The organism is Actinoplanes sp. NPDC049802, assembly GCF_040656595.1.
Taxonomy (GTDB): domain Bacteria; phylum Actinomycetota; class Actinomycetes; order Mycobacteriales; family Micromonosporaceae; genus Actinoplanes.
The window spans coordinates 51,968-67,703 of record NZ_JBFAMR010000042.1; the positions used below are offsets into that span (position 1 = coordinate 51,968).

The window sequence follows — 15,736 nt, forward strand, 5'->3', positions numbered from 1 at the left end:
GCCTCAGTACCGGCAACGCAGCACGACGAGGCTGTGCCTGGTGACGCTGAACTTCCCGCCGGCTCGCGCGGTCTTGCGTTTGGCGGCCAGCAGCGGGTCGGCGGTGTTCGCGGCGACCTCCCACGTCCGCCCGTAGTCGCGGTCCGGCAGGGTGAACGCCACGTCCTCGTCGAGGGGGTTGAACAGCAACAGGAACGAGGCGTCCACGATCTCCTCACCGAGGGCGTCGCGTTCCGGGATGCCGTGCCCGTTGAGGAAGACGGTCATGGTCATGCCGCTGCGGGTGTTCCAGTCCGACTCGGTCATCACCTGGCCGTCGCGGCGCAGCCAGGCGATGTCCGGCAGTTTGGAGTCACCGGCCGGTTCGCCGGTGAAGAACCGGCGCCGCCGGAAGATCGGGTGGTCGGCCCGCAGTTTGAGCAGCCGCCGGACGAAGCCGGTGAGCACGTCCTCGTTGCGGGCTTCCACCCAGTCGACCCAGGCGATCTCGTTGTCCTGGCAGTAGACGTTGTTGTTGCCGCGCTGGGTGCGGCCGAGCTCGTCGCCGTGGGCGATCATCGGCACGCCCTGGCTGAGCAGCAGGGTGGCGAGGAAGTTCCGTTTCTGCCGTTCACGCAGCACGATGACACCGGCGTCGTCGCTCTCGCCCTCGACGCCGCAGTTCCAGGACCGGTTGTGGCTCTCGCCGTCCCGGTTGCCCTCGCCGTTGGCGTCGTTGTGCTTCTCGTTGTACGACACCAGGTCGTGCAGGGTGAACCCGTCGTGCGCGGTGACGAAGTTGATCGACGCGATGGGTCGGCGGCCGTCGTCCTGGTAGAGGTCGGAGCTGCCGGTGAACCGGGAGGCGAACTCGCCGAGGCTGGACGGCTCGCCGCGCCAGAAGTCGCGGACCGAGTCGCGGTACTTGCCGTTCCATTCGGTCCAGTTGGGTGGGAAGCCGCCGACCTGGTAGCCGCCGTCGCCGACGTCCCACGGCTCGGCGATGAGCTTGACCTGGGACACCACCGGATCCTGGTTGACCAGGTCGAAGAACGCGGCGAGCCGGTCCACCTCGTGGAACTCGCGGGCCAGCGCGGCGGCCAGGTCGAACCGGAAGCCGTCGACGTGCATCTCGGTCACCCAGTACCGCAGCGAGTCCATGATCAGCCGCAGGGACTCGTGGTGGCGGACGTTGAGGCTGTTCCCGGTGCCGGTGGTGTCGTAGTAGTACTGCTTGTCCGGTTCGACGAGCCGGTAGTAGGCCGGGTTGTCGATGCCCCGAAACGACAGCGTGGGGCCCAGATGGTTGCCTTCGGCCGTGTGGTTGTAGACGACGTCCAGGATCACCTCGATGCCGGCCTGGTGCAGGGCTTTGACCATGGCCTTGAACTCCTGCACCTGCCCGCCACCGCCGGCGAACGACGAGTAGCCGTTGTGCGGGGCGAAGAACCCGATGGTGTTGTAACCCCAGTAGTTGGTCAGCCCGCGCTCGATCAGCCCGCTGTCGTGGACGAACTGGTGCACCGGCATGAGCTCGACGGCCGTGACGCCGAGGTTCTTCAAATACTTGATCATCACAGGGTGCGCGAGTCCCGAGTAGGTGCCGCGTACGTCCGCCGGGATGTCCGGGTGCCGGATCGTCATGCCCTTGACGTGCGCCTCGTAGATCACCGTCTCCCACATGGGGATCTTGAGAGGCCGGTCGTTGCCCCAGTCGAAATAGGGATTGATGACGACCGACCGCGGCGAGAAGGGCGCGGAGTCAAAATCGTTGAAAGAGCCGAAATCCCCAAAATTGTACGAGAAAAGCGCCTGATCCCACCGATAGTCCCCGTCGATGGCTTTGGCGTACGGATCGAGAAGCAGTTTGCTGGGATTGCACCGCAACCCCTGGGACGGCTCGTAAGGCCCGTGCACCCGATACCCGTACCGCTGCCCGGGCACCACCCGGGGCAGGTATCCGTGCCAGACCAGCGCCTCCCGTTCCGGCAGCTCGATCCGGGTCTCCTTGCCGTCGTCGTCGAACAGGCACAGTTCGACACGGGTGGCCGCCTCGGAGAAGACGGCGAAGTTGGTGCCCCCACCGTCATAGGTGGCTCCCAGCGGGTACGGGTTGCCCGGCCAGATATGCATGCGCCCCACCTTGCCCAATCCGGCCCTACAAAGAAACTGTGACCAACATCCCCAGAATCAGGATTCTCGATGACGGGTACAACCGACATGCGCCTCGCCACGCCGGCCCCCGTCCGGTTCACCCTTCGGCGATCTCCCACGGCCGTCCGCCGCAAACCCATCTCCGGTACGGGCTGAGCACGGAAATCCGGTTCAACCCGGACCGCCCCGTCGCCTACAGTCTGGCCTCATGGCCTTCGTCGATGCAGGACCGGTGCGGTTGTGGACCGAACGAACCGGGGATCCCGGCGATCCCGCCGTTCTGCTGATAGCGGGCGCCTGCGCGCAGGGCTGCACCACGCCGGACGCGATGGTGGACCGGCTCGTCGCCCGCGGCGTGCAGGTGATCCGGTACGACCACCGCGACACCGGGCTCTCCACCGTCGTGGACTTCGAGCGTGATCCCTACGACCTGACCGACCTGGCCGCCGACGCCCTGGCCGTCCTCGACGCCTACGGTCTGCCGTCCGCCCACGTGGTCGGCGGGTCGATGGGCGGCATGATCGCGCAGTGGCTGGGCGCGCACGCTCCCGGCCGGATCCGTTCGCTGACCCTGCTCTCCACCACCCCGCTCGCCCCGGGCCTGGTCAGCCCGCCGACCGCCCGTTTCCGCCGGCATCTGGACGACACGGCGGGCGACCCGCCTGGCGTGGAGAAGGACGTGGCCCTCTTCCGGGTGATGAACGGCGACGTCCGACCCTTCGACGAGCCGGCCACCCGGGCGATGCTCGAACACTGCTGGGCGCGGGCCACCGATCCGTCCGCGGCCGCCCACCACCACCTGATGGACTATGAGAAGGTCGTGGGCACGCCACTGCCGGCGATCACCGTCCCGACCGTGATCATCCACGGCGACCAGGACCCGATCTTCACCCTCGACCACGCCGAGGCCCTGGCCGAGGCCATCCCCGGCGCCCGCCTGCACGTGGTCGAGGGCATGGGCCACGTCTACCTCTCCCCCGGCCTCCCCGAACTCCTCGCCGACCTGATCCCGGTACCCGTCCCGTAGAACACGCCGGTCACCCGCACGGCCCGCCGAGGTCGCGTCCGCCGCGCGGTGCCCGGCCACCCGCTCGGCACCGCGATCACGGTCGAGGGAGGCCCGATGCCGGTGCGGCCCCGGCCTCCGCGGCGAAGGGCTCCCAGGCCAGCGCCGCCCACTCCCGGTCCAGCACGATCCAGCCCCGGGACCCGAACGGTCCCGGATCCGGCACGATCCAGCCCCGGGACCCGAACGGTCCCGGATCCGGCACGGTCCCACCCACCGGCCCGGCACCCGGCTCACGGTCGCCGAACAGTTCGGGATCCCACACGGGACCGGCCTCGGCGCACAGCCCGCGCCAACCGTCCGGCACGGGCCCCGGCGGGGGCATCGCCGCGATCGCGGGCACCGACGTCGGCGTGTCACCTGCTGACGGTGCAACCGCCACGGCAGGCCCGGATGCGGGCCCGGGCACGGACGCGGCAGCGGGCCCGAACGCCGGCGCGGGCGCGGGTCGGGGCGCGAAGGCAGGCGTGGACGGCGGGGTGGGCCGGCGGCGGGACGAGACGGCTGGGAGGGTGACCAGGAGCAGGGCGGCCGTCAGGACGGCCAGGCCCACGATCAGGGCCGACAGCACACCGACGGTCACCGGGCGGCCAAGACGGCAGCCGAGCGGGCGCCCGACAGGACGACCGCGATGGCGAGGGCCGACCGGCGGGCCGGCACGGCGGGCGGGCCGCAGGGGATTGGGGTCACGCGAGTTTCCGATCAAGGTTCGCTGATCTGCGGGAACCCGGCCGAGTCAACGGCATTCCGGCGGCAGCGAACATCCCTGTACGCCCGATCGTGGAGGAAGTGCACGCGGCAGGGCGACACGGTTCACTCCACCGTCGTTTGCCGACGTCGCCGCCGAAGCCGATTGGGTTGCTCCTACGTGACGGCACTCACCGAGCTGATCGCCGGGCGAGCGCCGTATCCGCGCGTTCGTTATGCATTCTGAACCGGTGACCAAAGCATATGACGTCTTCGATGCGGCAGCGGCGGACTACGACAGCGTCGGCGTGGAGTTCTTCGGGCCGATGGGGTCGGCGCTGGTCGCCGCCGCCGGGATCCGGGCCGGCGAGCGGGTGCTCGACGTGGGCTGTGGGCGCGGGGCGGTGCTGTTCCCGGCGGCCGCGGCGGCCGGGAAGTCCGGCTCGGTGACCGGCATCGACATGGCCCCGGCCATGGTCGCCCTGACCCGGGCCGCGACGGCCGGGCTGCCGCAGGTCGCCGTCCAGGTCGGCGACGGGCAGTCGCCGGACTTCCCGGAGGGCTCGTTCGACGCGGTGACGCTCGGGCAGGTGCTGTTCTTCCTGCCGGATCCGGAGGCCGCGCTGCGCGCCTACCACCGGCTGCTGCGGCCGGGTGGCCGGCTGGCGTTCAGCTGCTTCGCGGCGTTCGACCCGCGCTACCGGGAGGCGATGCGGACCATCGCGGCGCACGCCGTCGACGCGCCGCCGCAGGAGAGGCTTCCGGCGATGTTCGACAGCGACGACACGTTGCGGTCGGCGGTGGACGACGCCGGCTTCGCCGTCCCGAGGATCGACCAGCTCACGGTACGCAGTGAGTTCCGCGACCTGGAGAATTTCCTGTCCTGGGTGGACTCGCACGCCGGCCGGGCCGTGCTGCGCCGGGTCCCGGGCGAGCGCCGCCCCGAGTTGCTCGCCGCGCTCGCCCCGGTCCTGCCGGACCCGCCGGCGATGAGCACCACGATCCGGCTGGTCGTGGCGGAGCGCCCGGTGGGCTGAGCCACCGGGCGCCGCCGCGGGGACGTCAGGTGAACCGGCCGGCGATCCAGTCGGCGACCAGGTCGGCGGACTCGATCACGGCGCTGTCGTGGGTGCCGCCCTCGATCGTCTCGAAGGTCAGCGAGACCCCGTACGCCTGAATCTGCCCGGCCAGCATCTCGGAGAGGAAGTACGGGACCGCCTCGTCCTCGGTGCCGTGCACGAGCAGGATCGGTGAGCTGGGCGCGGTCTGTAGCGGGTTCTCGTAGGAGGCCATCTTGGCGATCACCGGGTCCGGTACGACGCCGCCCTCGACCAACTGCTCGGCGGTGAAGTCGTCGTAGGCGTCCAGGATCTGGTAGAGGCAGCCGGATTGGAGGACGCCGAGCTTGGCCTCTGCGGGAGCGGCCAGCACGTTGGCGGGTTTGAAACTCGGTTCCACGGCGGCGACGCCGTAGAGGGCCATCACCAGGTAACCCTGCACCGGGCTGCCCGGGATGTAAGGGATGATCTCCTGCGCGTTGGAGAGCGGGGCGATCGCCACGGCGCCCTTGAGGACCAGGTTGCCGTCGTAGGACGGGGCGAGCTGGCTGGCGAACAGCGAGCCGGAGCCGCCCTGGGAGTGGCCGTCGACGACGTACTGGGTGGAGAGGGCGGCGTCGAGGTTGCGGGCGGCCCGGACGTTGTCGATCATCGACCGGCCGGCGCTGGCCCCGATCAGGTAGGGGTGCTGCTGTGGCGTCCCGAGCCCGGGATAGTCCGGCGCGGCCACCGTCCATCCGCGGCTGAGCAGTTCGGCGACGGCGATCCGGGCCTCCTCCCAGAAGACCGCCTGGTTGGTGGAGGGCGCGCAGGTGTCGGCCAGCCCGGTGGTGCCGTGCCCCCAGGCCACGACCCGGTCCTTCTTGTTGGCTCGTGGTGTGAGGACCAGGCCGGTCGCGGTGGTGAGCCCGCCGCCCACGTTGGTGGTGACGTACTGGATCCGCTTTCCGGTGGCGAGAGCGGACAAGCTCGGCGGCAGGCTCGCGGTGGACGAGCCGAGCACGAATCCCGGCACTGTCGCGTACGCCGGTCCGGCGGTCGCGACGACCACCCCGCACGCGGCGATCAACGCGGCGAGGACGAGTCGGGAGATCTTGTTCATGGCACCCCGTTCTCTGCTGAATCCGAAATGGATGATCGTTGGAGGCCACAGCCTAAAACCGTTGTCCCCCACCGTGGATCAGCATTCACGGGCACATGTCCGTGCCTTTTCGGGCATCGGCACACGTCAACAGAACGATGTGCCATCGAAATTCAAAAGATCCATTTAACCGGCGCTTCATGGTGTTAATCAGACACCGCTGGGGTACGTCTCCGGCTCGTGCACGTCCACCCGGAGAGTGTGCAGCGGCCGCAGCGCCCGCGTCTCGCCGAACCACAGAAACGCGTCGTAACGTTCACCGAGCACGGTCGGCACGTAATTGGACCAGCGTTCCCGCGCCGGTTTGTAGACCACGCCGATCGCCCGGTGCGGCAACTCGGTGGTGAGCAGATCCGGTCGCGTGCCCTCATCCGGGAAAACGAACAACCCGCACGGCGGGGCGGCCTCGTGTAAGACTTCCTCCAGGGAGCCGGGCCGCGCCGGGGGCACGCCCATGACCTCCATCGGCTGTCCCCAACCGGACCCGGCGATCACCGTTCCGCGGTAGGTGCCGAAACCGACGAGCAGCACCTGCGCGTCGCCGAACCGTTCCCGGGCCAACTGACCGAGGGTGACCTCGCCGTACTGGGACTGGTCGGTGGCCCGGGCGTCGCCGACGTGCGTGTTGTGCGCCCACACCACCGCCTTCGACGCCGGCCCGTAACGGCGCAACAGCCGGTCCAGGGTCTGGACCATGTGCCGGTCGCGGATGTTCCAGGCTTCCGGGCCGCCGCGCACCATGGTCCGGTAGTAGTTCTCCGCGCCGGCCACCACCTCGGCGTTCTGCCGCAACCCGAAGTCCCGGTCGCGGACCGCGGCCAGCATCGCCACCACTTTGCTCTCGCAGCCCGTGGGCACGAACTGGGTGGCCCAGCCGTACGCGTTCGGATCCTCGTTGTACGGCTCGAAGCACCGGTACGCGTCCAGCGCCGCCGGCACCAGATCCGGGTCGTGCTCGCGCAGCCAGGTGAGGATCTCCCGCATCGACTCCCACAGCGAGTACACGTCCAGCCCGTGGAAACCGGCCCGGTCGTCCGGCGGCCGCCGCTCGTTGACGCCGTGCAGCCAGCGGGTGAAATCGACGGTCTCCTCGTTGGCCCACATCCAGGTGGGCCAGCGGTCGTAGCGGATCAGCGCGGACCGCGGGTCGGCGGGCACGTCGCGGACCGCGGCGTTCACCCGCTCGCAGTCCGGCCAGTCTCCCTCCACCGCGACGAAGGAGAACCCGCATTCGGCGATCAGCCGCTTCGTCAGCTCGGCCCGCCAGTGGTAGAACTCGTGCGTCCCGTGGGTGGCCTCGCCGATCATCACGACCCGCGCGGCGGCCGCCCGTTCCAGGAGGATCTCCAGGTCCCCCGGATCGCGCAGCGGCCGGGCGATCGAGGCCACGTCATCCCCGTACCGGATCATTCCGGGCGGATACCCGGCCGGAACCCGGCTATACGTCCGATTTATGCCACGGCCGGTCGGCTCGGGTCGCCGCGGCGCCGGCCGTCACCCGGACCCCGTACGCCGGACCGGGGTGCCCCTCGACCGGCCCCAGGTACTCGTGCCCGGTCAGATGGCACCAGGCCGGCAGGTCGATCGGGGCGGCCGGATCGGTGGCCAGCAGGTGGATCACCGTCCCGCCGGCCAGCGTGGTGGTCAGCTTCCGCAGCTCGATCAGCAGCAGCACACAGCGGCGGTCACCGCCGTCCAGGACGACTGGGGATTCCATTCCCTGATCATGCCTACCGGGGCCGGGCCGCCAGGATGCAGGTGTCGTCGTCCGGGTTGGCGCGCCGCAACCGGGCCAGCAGCTCGGCGAGCGGCTGCTGCGGGCTGGCCCGCACCGCGTCGTCGACCGTGCTGATCACCGCTTCCAGGCCCACGTCCATGCTGCGCCGCCGGTGCTCGACCAGACCGTCGGTGTAGAGCAGCAGCACGTCACCGGGTGAGAAGGACAGCACCGCGTCGCTGTACCGGGCGTCGTCGACCACCCCGAGCATCGGGCCGGGCGGGCGGGCCAGCGGCGCCGTGTGCCCGCCCCGGCTCAGCAGCGGCGGCGGATGCCCGGCCTGCGCCCACACCAGCTCCTCCCGGGCCGGGTCGAAGCGGGCCACCACCGCGGTGGCCGACAGCTCCGGGGTCTCCGCCTCCAGCTCGCAGGTCAGCCTGTTCAGGTGTTCCAGAAGGGTGCCGGGATCGTTGGTGACCACGGCGAGAGCCCGCAGCGCGTGCCGGAGCTGGGCCATCGTGGTGGCCGCGTGGGTGCCGTGCCCGGCGACGTCGCCGACCGCCAGCAGCACCGAGCCGTCCCGCAACGCCGCCGCGTGGTACCAGTCGCCGCCGACCAGCGTCTCCTGCCCGGCCGGCAGGTAGCGCACCGCCACCCGCAGCCCGGGCAGGTCGATCGGCTCCGCCGGGATCGGCAGGATGATCCGCTGGAGGCGGGCGGCCAGCTCGTGCTCGGCGGCCAGGGTGCGCTCGACCTCGGCCAGCCGTTCCACGCTGAGCTGCTGCTCGGTGACGTCCTGCACGATCCCGCAGATCCGCAGCGGCCGGCCGGCGGCGTCGCGGACCGCGTCGACGACCATCCGCAGATGCTTGATCCGCCCGCCGATCCGCACCCGGTTGATCACGTCGACCCGCTCGTTGCGCTCGAACGCCTGCTTCGCGGCGTCCCGCAACGGCCGGTCCTCCTCGACCACGATCCGCTCCGCCTCGTCCTCCCCGAGCGGGCCGAGCCGCGGGTCGCGCTCGTAGATCCGGTACAGCTGCGGCGACCAGTAGATGTCGCCGCTGACCAGGTCCCACTCCCCCCACCCGAGGTTGCCGAGCTGCTCCATGCCGTCGAACCGGTCCATGCCGTCCCGGCGCTCCCAGCTGAGCAGCAGCCCCGGCCCGAGCCGCCGGGCCCGCACCGTGAACTCGTCGTCGCCGATCCGCACGGCACCCAGATCAGCCGGCTCACCGGTGTCCAGCACCCGCTGGCAGGACGTCCAGCGATCCTCGGCGACCACCGCCGGATGGATGTCGCCGATCGGCATCCCGATCAGCTGCGAGCCGGGCCGCCCGTCCGAGATCACCGCCTCCGGGCTGGCCGCCGCCCACACCAGATCGGTCAGGCGGCCGTCGCCGTCGAGCTCCGCGAGCAGGAAGGCGGCCATCCCCGGCAACGAGTCCAGCACCCCCCGCACGGTCGCCAGCCACGGCGCGAACGGGCCTGCCGCCGGCATCGCGTCCTTCTCGGGCCCACCCCGTGCCCCGCTCATCATCCGCGTTCCCACAGCGACCTCCCCGCTCGCTCCGGGTTTCCTGCTTACGCCTGCTCACCGCGCCCCGGCATCCCCCGATCATCCGGGCGGGCGCCCACGGCTGGCACCGGGTCGTGCGGGTCACCCGGACGAGCGTCCGACGTTCGGTCCATAAGCGATTTTCGGTACGCCGTGGGACGCCCCCACCGAATCCGCCCGTTCCGCCGAGCCGCGCGGTCTCACCGCGGCGTCCCGGCCGAGGACGCGGCCGCCGGGCCGGAGCCTGCCGTCACCCTTTCCCGTGGCGCCCTCGAACCGCACGCGAGGGTGAGCGAGCAGCTCAGCCCGGCGGGCGCGGCACGGGCCCGGCTCGGCAGCCGCTCGCGTGGCCCGGCGGGACGGGCGGACTCTGCGGGGGCGTCCCACGGCGTACCGGAAAGGGCCGTGCTCGGCGAACGAGGCCGGCGCCGCACCCGCGAGCGCGACGCACCGCGAGGGGCCGTGCTCGGCAGACGAGGCCGGCGCCGCACCCGCGAGCGCGACGTACCGGGAAGGGCCGCGAACGGCGGACGAGGCCGCGGCATGCCCGGACGGCGGCGGGATCAGAGCTCGAAGAGGTCGCGCATCGCCTCGGCGAGACGGGACATGCTGGCGCCGGTGACCATGCCGATGCGCTCGGCGCCGGTGGAGGCGGGAAGGCGGCGCATGCGGTTGACGACGACCACGCCGGTGATCGGGTCCTGTTCGGTGAGGGCCACCGCGTACGGGGGAAGCTCCGTGACGCCGCGCTGACGGACTATCGGGGCGCAGAACGGCGCCGCGTTGCCGCGCTCGTTGTAGCTGTCACCGGAGAGGACGAGGACGCGGTAGCGCAGGTCGGCGCGGTCACCGATCGTCCAGATCTCGCCGCGTCTCATACCGGCGACGACCCGGATGTCGGCACGGTCCGGATCGGCATGGCAGGAAGCGTACCGCCGCACCGATCTCCCCCGCGCTCGCCCCGCCCGCGCATCGGCAACAATCGTTCGAGCCGCCAACCGGTCGGCTTTGTGCTGGTACCGGGCTTGATCAGCCCGGCGGATCAGGTCGCCGGCACCGGTCCGGGCGCCGGACCGGACGGCGCCGGCGCCGGTGCCGACCGGAACGGCGCGCACCGCGAGAGTGAACAGCACCGGCGGCGCGGCCACCGGTCCGTGGTTCGCGGCACCCGGCCGATCAGCGGCACCGTGGCGGAAACCGAGCTGTTCACCACGTGGACGCCCTGGGCGTGATCGAACCAACGCCCGGCCGATCCCGTAAGAATGACCGCGGGGCCCGTAACGGGCGGGTAACGAGGAAGGACGTAGAAACGATGTCGCAGAAGGCGCAGATCGGAGTCACCGGCCTGGCGGTGATGGGCCGCAACCTGGCCCGTAACTTCGCCCGGCACGGGCACACCGTGGCGTTGCACAACCGCTCCTACGGCCGCACCAAGGAACTCGTCGAGGAGTTCGGCCACGAGGGCGACTTTCTGCCGGCCGAGACCCCCGAGCAGTTCGTGGCGAGCCTGGAGCGCCCGCGCCGCGTGGTCATCATGGTGAAGGCCGGCCCGGCCACCGACGCCGTGATCGACGAGTTCGCCCCGCTGCTGGAGGAGGGCGACATGCTGATCGACGCGGGCAACGCGCACTACGCGGACACCCGGCGCCGTGAGGCCGCGCTGAAGGCGAAGGGCCTGCACTTCGTGGGCGCCGGCGTCTCCGGTGGCGAGGAGGGCGCCCTGCACGGCCCGAGCATCATGCCGGGCGGCCCGAAGGAGTCGTACGAGGCTCTCGGCCCGCTGCTGGAGGACATCTCGGCGAAGGTGGACGGTGAGCCGTGCTGCGTGCACGTCGGCCCGGACGGCGCCGGCCATTTCGTGAAGATGGTGCACAACGGCATCGAGTACGCCGACATGCAGCTGATCGCGGAGGCGTACGACCTGCTGCGCCAGGTGGGCGGCCTCTCCCCGCAGGAGATCGCCGGTGTGTTCTCGCAGTGGAACGAGGGCCGGCTGGGCTCGTACCTGATCGAGATCACCGCCGAGGTGCTCAAGCAGGTCGACGCGGACACCGGCAAGCCGTTCGTGGACGTCGTGCTGGACCGGGCCGAGCAGAAGGGCACCGGCCGCTGGACCGTGCAGGCCGCCCTGGACCTGGGTGTGCCGGTGTCCGGGATCGCCGAGTCGGTGTTCGCCCGTGCCATCTCCGGTGGTGTGACCGAACGTGCGGCGGCGGTCAGCGCCGGTCTGCCCGGCCCGTCGGCGTCGGCCGGCTCGCACGCCGGTGACCTGGTGGCGGATGTCGAGCAGGCCCTGTTCGCCTCCAAGATCGTCGCCTACGCGCAGGGGTTCCAGCAGATCCAGGCCGCCAGCAAGGAGTACGGCTGGGACATCGACCCGGGCGCCATGGCGAAGATCTGGCGGGCCGGCTGCATCATCCGCGCCAAGTTCCTGGACTTCATCAAGCAGGCGTACGACAAGAACCCGTCGCTGCCGACGCTGCTCGTGGACCAGTACTTCCAGGACGCGGTGGCCGGCGCGCAGGACGCGTGGCGCCGGGTCGCGGTGACCGCCGCCCAGCAGGGCATCCCGGCGCCGGGATTCTCGTCGGCGCTGGCCTACTACGACAGCCTGCGCGCCGAGCGCCTGCCGGCCGCCCTGATCCAGGGGCAGCGGGACTTCTTCGGGGCGCACACCTACCACCGGGTGGACAAGCCGGGCTCGTTCCACACCCTGTGGGCCGCTGAGGGCCGCCCCGAGGTCGGCGCCTGATCCGAGTCGACAGGCCGGGCCCGGCCGGTGACGGCCGGGCCGGTCAGACCGGTTCGGGGACGGCCCGGCGGCGGGCTTTCACCGCGTACATGGCGGCGTCGGCTTGCGCGATCAGGGTCTCCCGGTCGAGGCCGGCGCCGGCCCGGGCGACCGCCGTGCCGACCGAGGCCCCGATGTGCACGTCCGTGCCGGCCACGTCGATCGGCGCCCGCAGCGACTCGGTGATCCGGTCGGCGATCGGCACGCCGCCGGCCGGGTACTCTCCGCGCAGCAGGAGCACGAACTCGTCGCCGCCGAGCCGGCCGACCAGGTCCTGTTCGCGGACCGCCGCGGTGAGCCGCCGGGCGACCTCCTGGAGCACCATGTCGCCGGCCTGGTGGCCCATCCGGTCGTTGACCGGTTTGAAGCCGTCCAGATCACACAGCATCAGGGTGACCTCGGCGAGCCGCCCGCTGTCCAGGACCCGCATCTCCTCGTCGATCCGGGCGACGATGTGCCGCCGGTTGTACAGGCCGGTCAGTTCGTCGTGGTGGGCCTGGTAGGCGAGGGTGCGTTCGGCCCGGGCCCGCTGCGCGGAGAGCAGCCGCAGCCGCAGCACCACCACCGGCACCACCAGCAACGTCTGACCGGCAGCACCACGCTGGCGGGGGCGTCACCCCGGGCGGCCTGGACCGCGGCGATCAGCGGGTTGGCGCAGAGGGCGGCGCCGAGCCAGCCGAGCGGCGGGTGCCGGACGGTGGCCGGGGCGGGCGCCGGCTGGGTGATGTGCCCACCGGTCGGCAGCACCGGTCCGGCCGCGACGGCCAGGTAGGCGATCATCATCATCCCGCCGGTCCAGACGTAGTCGCCGTCCACGGTGAGCACGGCGACCACGTCGCACGCCAGGGTGAGCACGGCGGAGAGCATCAGGCAGGCGATCGGGCCGCGGGCTTTCGGGGCGGTGACACCGATCCGCAGCAGGCAGCCCAGCACGGCGGAGAGCAGCAGCAGGTCGGACAGCAGCAGCGCCTCGCCGAGCACGGTGGCTTCCGGCGGCAGGTTCGGCCGGATCAGCCATTCCCAGAGCGGGCCGGCGGCGCAGAGGCCGATGAGCGCCGCGTCGAGCAGGCCCCCGGGGTCGTTCTGCCCGTGCCGGCGCAGCGCGGTCGCCGTGCCGATCAGGAACAGCAGGTGGGCGGCGGCCATCACGAGGTCGGTGGGTGAGCCTTCGGCCCGGCCGAGGTGGTGCCCGGAGATCCAGTCCGGCCACCACGCCGTGCCGAGGGCCAGGAGTCCCAGGCCGGCGGTGGCGGTCAGCCACGGGAGGCGGTCGGTCAGGTGCCCGGCGCCGAGGGCGAGCAGGTACGTGATGATCGGGACGGCCGTCATCAGCGCGAAGACGACGGTTCGCGGTTCGTCGCCGGCCAGCGCGTACGCCGTGCCCGCGGCCGCCGACAGGCCGAGGAACCCCGCGTGGACGGGCCAGGCGGGCGCCGCCGCACACGGCCAACGGATCACGGGCTCCCTCTCTCCACCCGGCTGCCTCCCTGGTTGAACGATCGACCGGAGGCGGCCGGAGCTGAGGGAAACCGGTCAGGTGGTCGCCGGGGCGGGTTCGGCGGCCGGCGTGCCGCCGCCGACCCGCCGGCTCAGTGCCCGGTAGGGGCGGCTGGCCAGGGCGAGGACGGTGGCGACCACGCCGATCAGGCCGGTCAGGATGAAGACCAGGGCCATGCCGCGGTCGGCGCCGGTGCCGAACCAGGATCCGATGGCGTCCGCGCCGGCGCCGCCGTCGCTCATGAACGGGATGAACACGAACTGGGTGATCGGCGAGATCAGGAAGGCGGTCAGCGGGGAGGCGGCCTGTTCCACGCTCTGCGCCAGGCCGAAGACCCGCCCCTGCCGCTCGTAGGGCACCACGCGCTGCAGGATGGTCTGCTCGGCGGCCTCGGCGTACGGCATGAGCAGCATGTACAGGTACATGCCGACGGCCATCGGGATGATCGACGCCCAGATCGGGAAGACCACGATGATCACCCACAGGGCGACGTTGAGCAGCAGGAGCAGCCGCACCGGGCGGGACCCCAGGCCGGTACGCGACACCAGCAGCCCGCCGAGGATGAATCCGGTGCTGATCACGCCCCACAGCAGGCCCCACGTCTGCACCGACACGAGCGACAGCCCGTAGGCGTCGGCGAGGGCCATGAACACGCCGCCGAGGAAGTTGTTGAACGTGCTGAACAGGATGAGGGCGGTCAGCCCCGGCACCCCGGCGATGATCCGGACGGTGCCGCGCAGGTCGACGCCGGGTTTCGCGGCCTCGGAGTGTTCCGGCTCTCGTTCCGGGATGCGCACGAACGCGAGGTGGGCCAGCGACAGCGCGAGCACGGTCACGGCCAGCACCAGCACCGAGAACATGCCGTCGAAGGCCACCAGGACGCCGCTGATCACCGAGGTGACCAGGAAGCTGGTGCCGGAGACGGTGCCGACCAGGCCGTTGGCGCGGTCCCGGCGGTCGGCGTCGATGAGCAGGGTGACCAGGGTGGGCAGCGCGATGGTACGGATGTTGCCGGCGATCACCCCGAACATCAGCAGCAGCACGAACGCCCAGAGCCGGGCGTCGGCCGGGTCGTGGAACGCGGCCTCCGGAACGGCCTGGTGGACCGCGAAGGCGGCGCCGTACAGCGTCAGGGACGCCAGCGCCGAACCCTGCAACGCGGTCCTCTTGCGGTGGCCGTCGACGAGGCTGCCGAACCAGATGCCGGTCAGCGCGGTCAGCACCAGGAAGATGCCGGAGATCACGCCGGTCGCGAACACCGACTTCGTCTGGAGGTACACCCAGAAGGTGACGGCGAACCAGACGGTGAAGTTGATGACCGACACCAGCAGCGTGTTGAACAGCAGCTGGTAGAAGGTTCGGACATGCCCCGTGACGACGGTCATGGGATGCACGGTATTACCTGGACCCCGCTTGAGGTCCAGTCCGTTTCAGGCACGGACCGGGTCGGCGGCCATCAGCGCGCCGCACTGGTCCGGTGGCAGCGGCCGGGCCATGAAGAAGCCCTGCCCGTACCGGTAGCCCATGTCGCGCAGCCGCTCCAGCTGCTCCTGGTTCTCGATGCCTTCGGCCACCGCTTTGAGCTGGAGGTGCTCGGCGAGCTGGGCGACCGCGGCGGCGACCGCGAGGCGGCCCCGGTCGGCGCCGTCGGCGATCCCGTCGACAAACGACTTGTCCAGTTTCAGCACGTCCACCGGGAAGGCCCGCAGCAGGCTCAGCGACGACTGTCCGGTGCCGAAGTCGTCGAGCGCGAGGCGTACGCCCATCTCGTGCAGCGCCTGGAGAGTCTCCTGCACCTGCCAGCCGTCGATCACCGACGACTCGGTGACCTCCAGGATCAGGTTGCGCGGGGTGAGCCCGGTCTGGGAGAGCACGGACGCGACCTCGTCGACGAAACCGGCCTCGCGCAGTTGCCGGACCGCCACGTTGACGTTCACCGCCTCGACCACGCCGTCGCCGTGCCCGGCATGCCAGCGGGCCAGCTGCTCGCAGGCCTCGCGCAGCACCCACGCGCCGAGCGGCACGATCAGGCCGGACCGTTCGGCGACCGGGATGAAGTCGCCGGGCGAGACGAACCCGCGTTCCGG

The 15,736-nt window shown here is 71.2% G+C and carries 14 protein-coding genes and 1 pseudogene; 4 read left to right on the forward strand and 11 right to left on the reverse strand.

Annotation, left to right across the window (positions count from 1 at the left end):
• Positions 1–3: 3 nt before the first annotated feature.
• Positions 4–2,112 (reverse strand): glycogen debranching protein GlgX, encoded by a 2,109-nt coding sequence (gene glgX / locus AB0I88_RS26180; RefSeq protein ID WP_361029765.1) that lies wholly within the window; start codon positions 2,110–2,112, stop codon positions 4–6.
• A 229-nt stretch (positions 2,113–2,341) separates the two neighbouring features.
• On the opposite strand from glgX, the gene AB0I88_RS26185 reads away from it, so the two are divergent.
• Entirely contained in the window at positions 2,342–3,160 is an 819-nt protein-coding gene (locus tag AB0I88_RS26185) for an alpha/beta hydrolase (RefSeq protein ID WP_361029768.1), read from the forward strand.
• A gap of 76 nt (positions 3,161–3,236) precedes the next feature.
• On the opposite strand, the gene AB0I88_RS26190 is transcribed toward AB0I88_RS26185, so the two are convergent.
• Positions 3,237–3,782 carry a hypothetical protein gene (locus AB0I88_RS26190; protein WP_361029771.1) on the reverse strand — a complete coding sequence of 182 codons (546 nt, stop codon included), beginning with the start codon at positions 3,780–3,782 and terminating at the stop codon, positions 3,237–3,239.
• A 355-nt stretch (positions 3,783–4,137) separates the two neighbouring features.
• On the opposite strand from AB0I88_RS26190, the gene AB0I88_RS26195 reads away from it, so the two are divergent.
• Positions 4,138–4,923 carry a methyltransferase domain-containing protein gene (locus AB0I88_RS26195; RefSeq protein ID WP_361029773.1) on the forward strand — a complete coding sequence of 262 codons (786 nt, stop codon included), beginning with the start codon at positions 4,138–4,140 and terminating at the stop codon, positions 4,921–4,923.
• Positions 4,924–4,948: 25 nt separating this feature from the next.
• Here the strand turns inward: AB0I88_RS26195 and AB0I88_RS26200 are convergent, their stop codons facing one another.
• The 5 genes from AB0I88_RS26200 to AB0I88_RS26220 all read right to left on the reverse strand — a co-directional run bounded on the left by AB0I88_RS26200 (position 4,949) and on the right by AB0I88_RS26220 (position 10,301).
• Entirely contained in the window at positions 4,949–6,046 is a 1,098-nt protein-coding gene (locus AB0I88_RS26200) for an alpha/beta fold hydrolase (protein ID WP_361029776.1), read from the reverse strand.
• A 189-nt stretch (positions 6,047–6,235) separates the two neighbouring features.
• A complete protein-coding gene (locus AB0I88_RS26205; RefSeq protein ID WP_361029779.1) occupies positions 6,236–7,495 on the reverse strand; it encodes an erythromycin esterase family protein in 1,260 nt (419 codons plus the stop codon).
• A 28-nt stretch (positions 7,496–7,523) separates the two neighbouring features.
• Positions 7,524–7,802 carry a sulfurtransferase TusA family protein gene (locus AB0I88_RS26210; protein WP_361029782.1) on the reverse strand — a complete coding sequence of 93 codons (279 nt, stop codon included), beginning with the start codon at positions 7,800–7,802 and terminating at the stop codon, positions 7,524–7,526.
• 13 nt (positions 7,803–7,815) lie between these two features.
• Positions 7,816–9,303: a SpoIIE family protein phosphatase gene (locus AB0I88_RS26215; RefSeq protein WP_361029785.1), complete on the reverse strand. Its 1,488-nt coding sequence runs from the start codon at positions 9,301–9,303 to the stop codon at positions 7,816–7,818.
• A 620-nt stretch (positions 9,304–9,923) separates the two neighbouring features.
• Positions 9,924–10,301 (reverse strand): type II toxin-antitoxin system PemK/MazF family toxin, encoded by a 378-nt coding sequence (locus AB0I88_RS26220; RefSeq protein WP_361029788.1) that lies wholly within the window; start codon positions 10,299–10,301, stop codon positions 9,924–9,926.
• Positions 10,302–10,385: 84 nt separating this feature from the next.
• Here AB0I88_RS26220 and AB0I88_RS26225 point away from each other — a divergent pair, with 84 nt between their 5' ends.
• Positions 10,386–10,592: a hypothetical protein gene (locus tag AB0I88_RS26225; protein ID WP_361029791.1), complete on the forward strand. Its 207-nt coding sequence runs from the start codon at positions 10,386–10,388 to the stop codon at positions 10,590–10,592.
• A gap of 80 nt (positions 10,593–10,672) precedes the next feature.
• A complete protein-coding gene (gene gndA / locus AB0I88_RS26230) occupies positions 10,673–12,112 on the forward strand; it encodes an NADP-dependent phosphogluconate dehydrogenase (protein WP_361029794.1) in 1,440 nt (479 codons plus the stop codon).
• 43 nt (positions 12,113–12,155) lie between these two features.
• On the opposite strand, the gene AB0I88_RS26235 is transcribed toward gndA, so the two are convergent.
• The 4 genes and pseudogenes from AB0I88_RS26235 to AB0I88_RS26250 form a co-directional block, all read right to left on the reverse strand.
• Positions 12,156–12,713 (reverse strand): GGDEF domain-containing protein, encoded by a 558-nt coding sequence (locus tag AB0I88_RS26235; protein WP_361029797.1) that lies wholly within the window; start codon positions 12,711–12,713, stop codon positions 12,156–12,158.
• Positions 12,629–13,609, reverse strand: coding sequence for a hypothetical protein (locus AB0I88_RS26240; protein WP_361029800.1), 981 nt, complete (start codon positions 13,607–13,609; stop codon positions 12,629–12,631). The genes AB0I88_RS26235 and AB0I88_RS26240 overlap by 85 nt, the downstream gene beginning before the upstream one ends.
• 75 nt (positions 13,610–13,684) lie before the next feature.
• Positions 13,685–15,034 (reverse strand): MFS transporter, encoded by a 1,350-nt coding sequence (locus AB0I88_RS26245; RefSeq protein ID WP_361029802.1) that lies wholly within the window; start codon positions 15,032–15,034, stop codon positions 13,685–13,687.
• Positions 15,031–15,736: pseudogene (locus tag AB0I88_RS26250) on the reverse strand (EAL domain-containing protein); the annotation flags it as partial. The pseudogene AB0I88_RS26250 and the gene AB0I88_RS26245, both read right to left, overlap by 4 nt.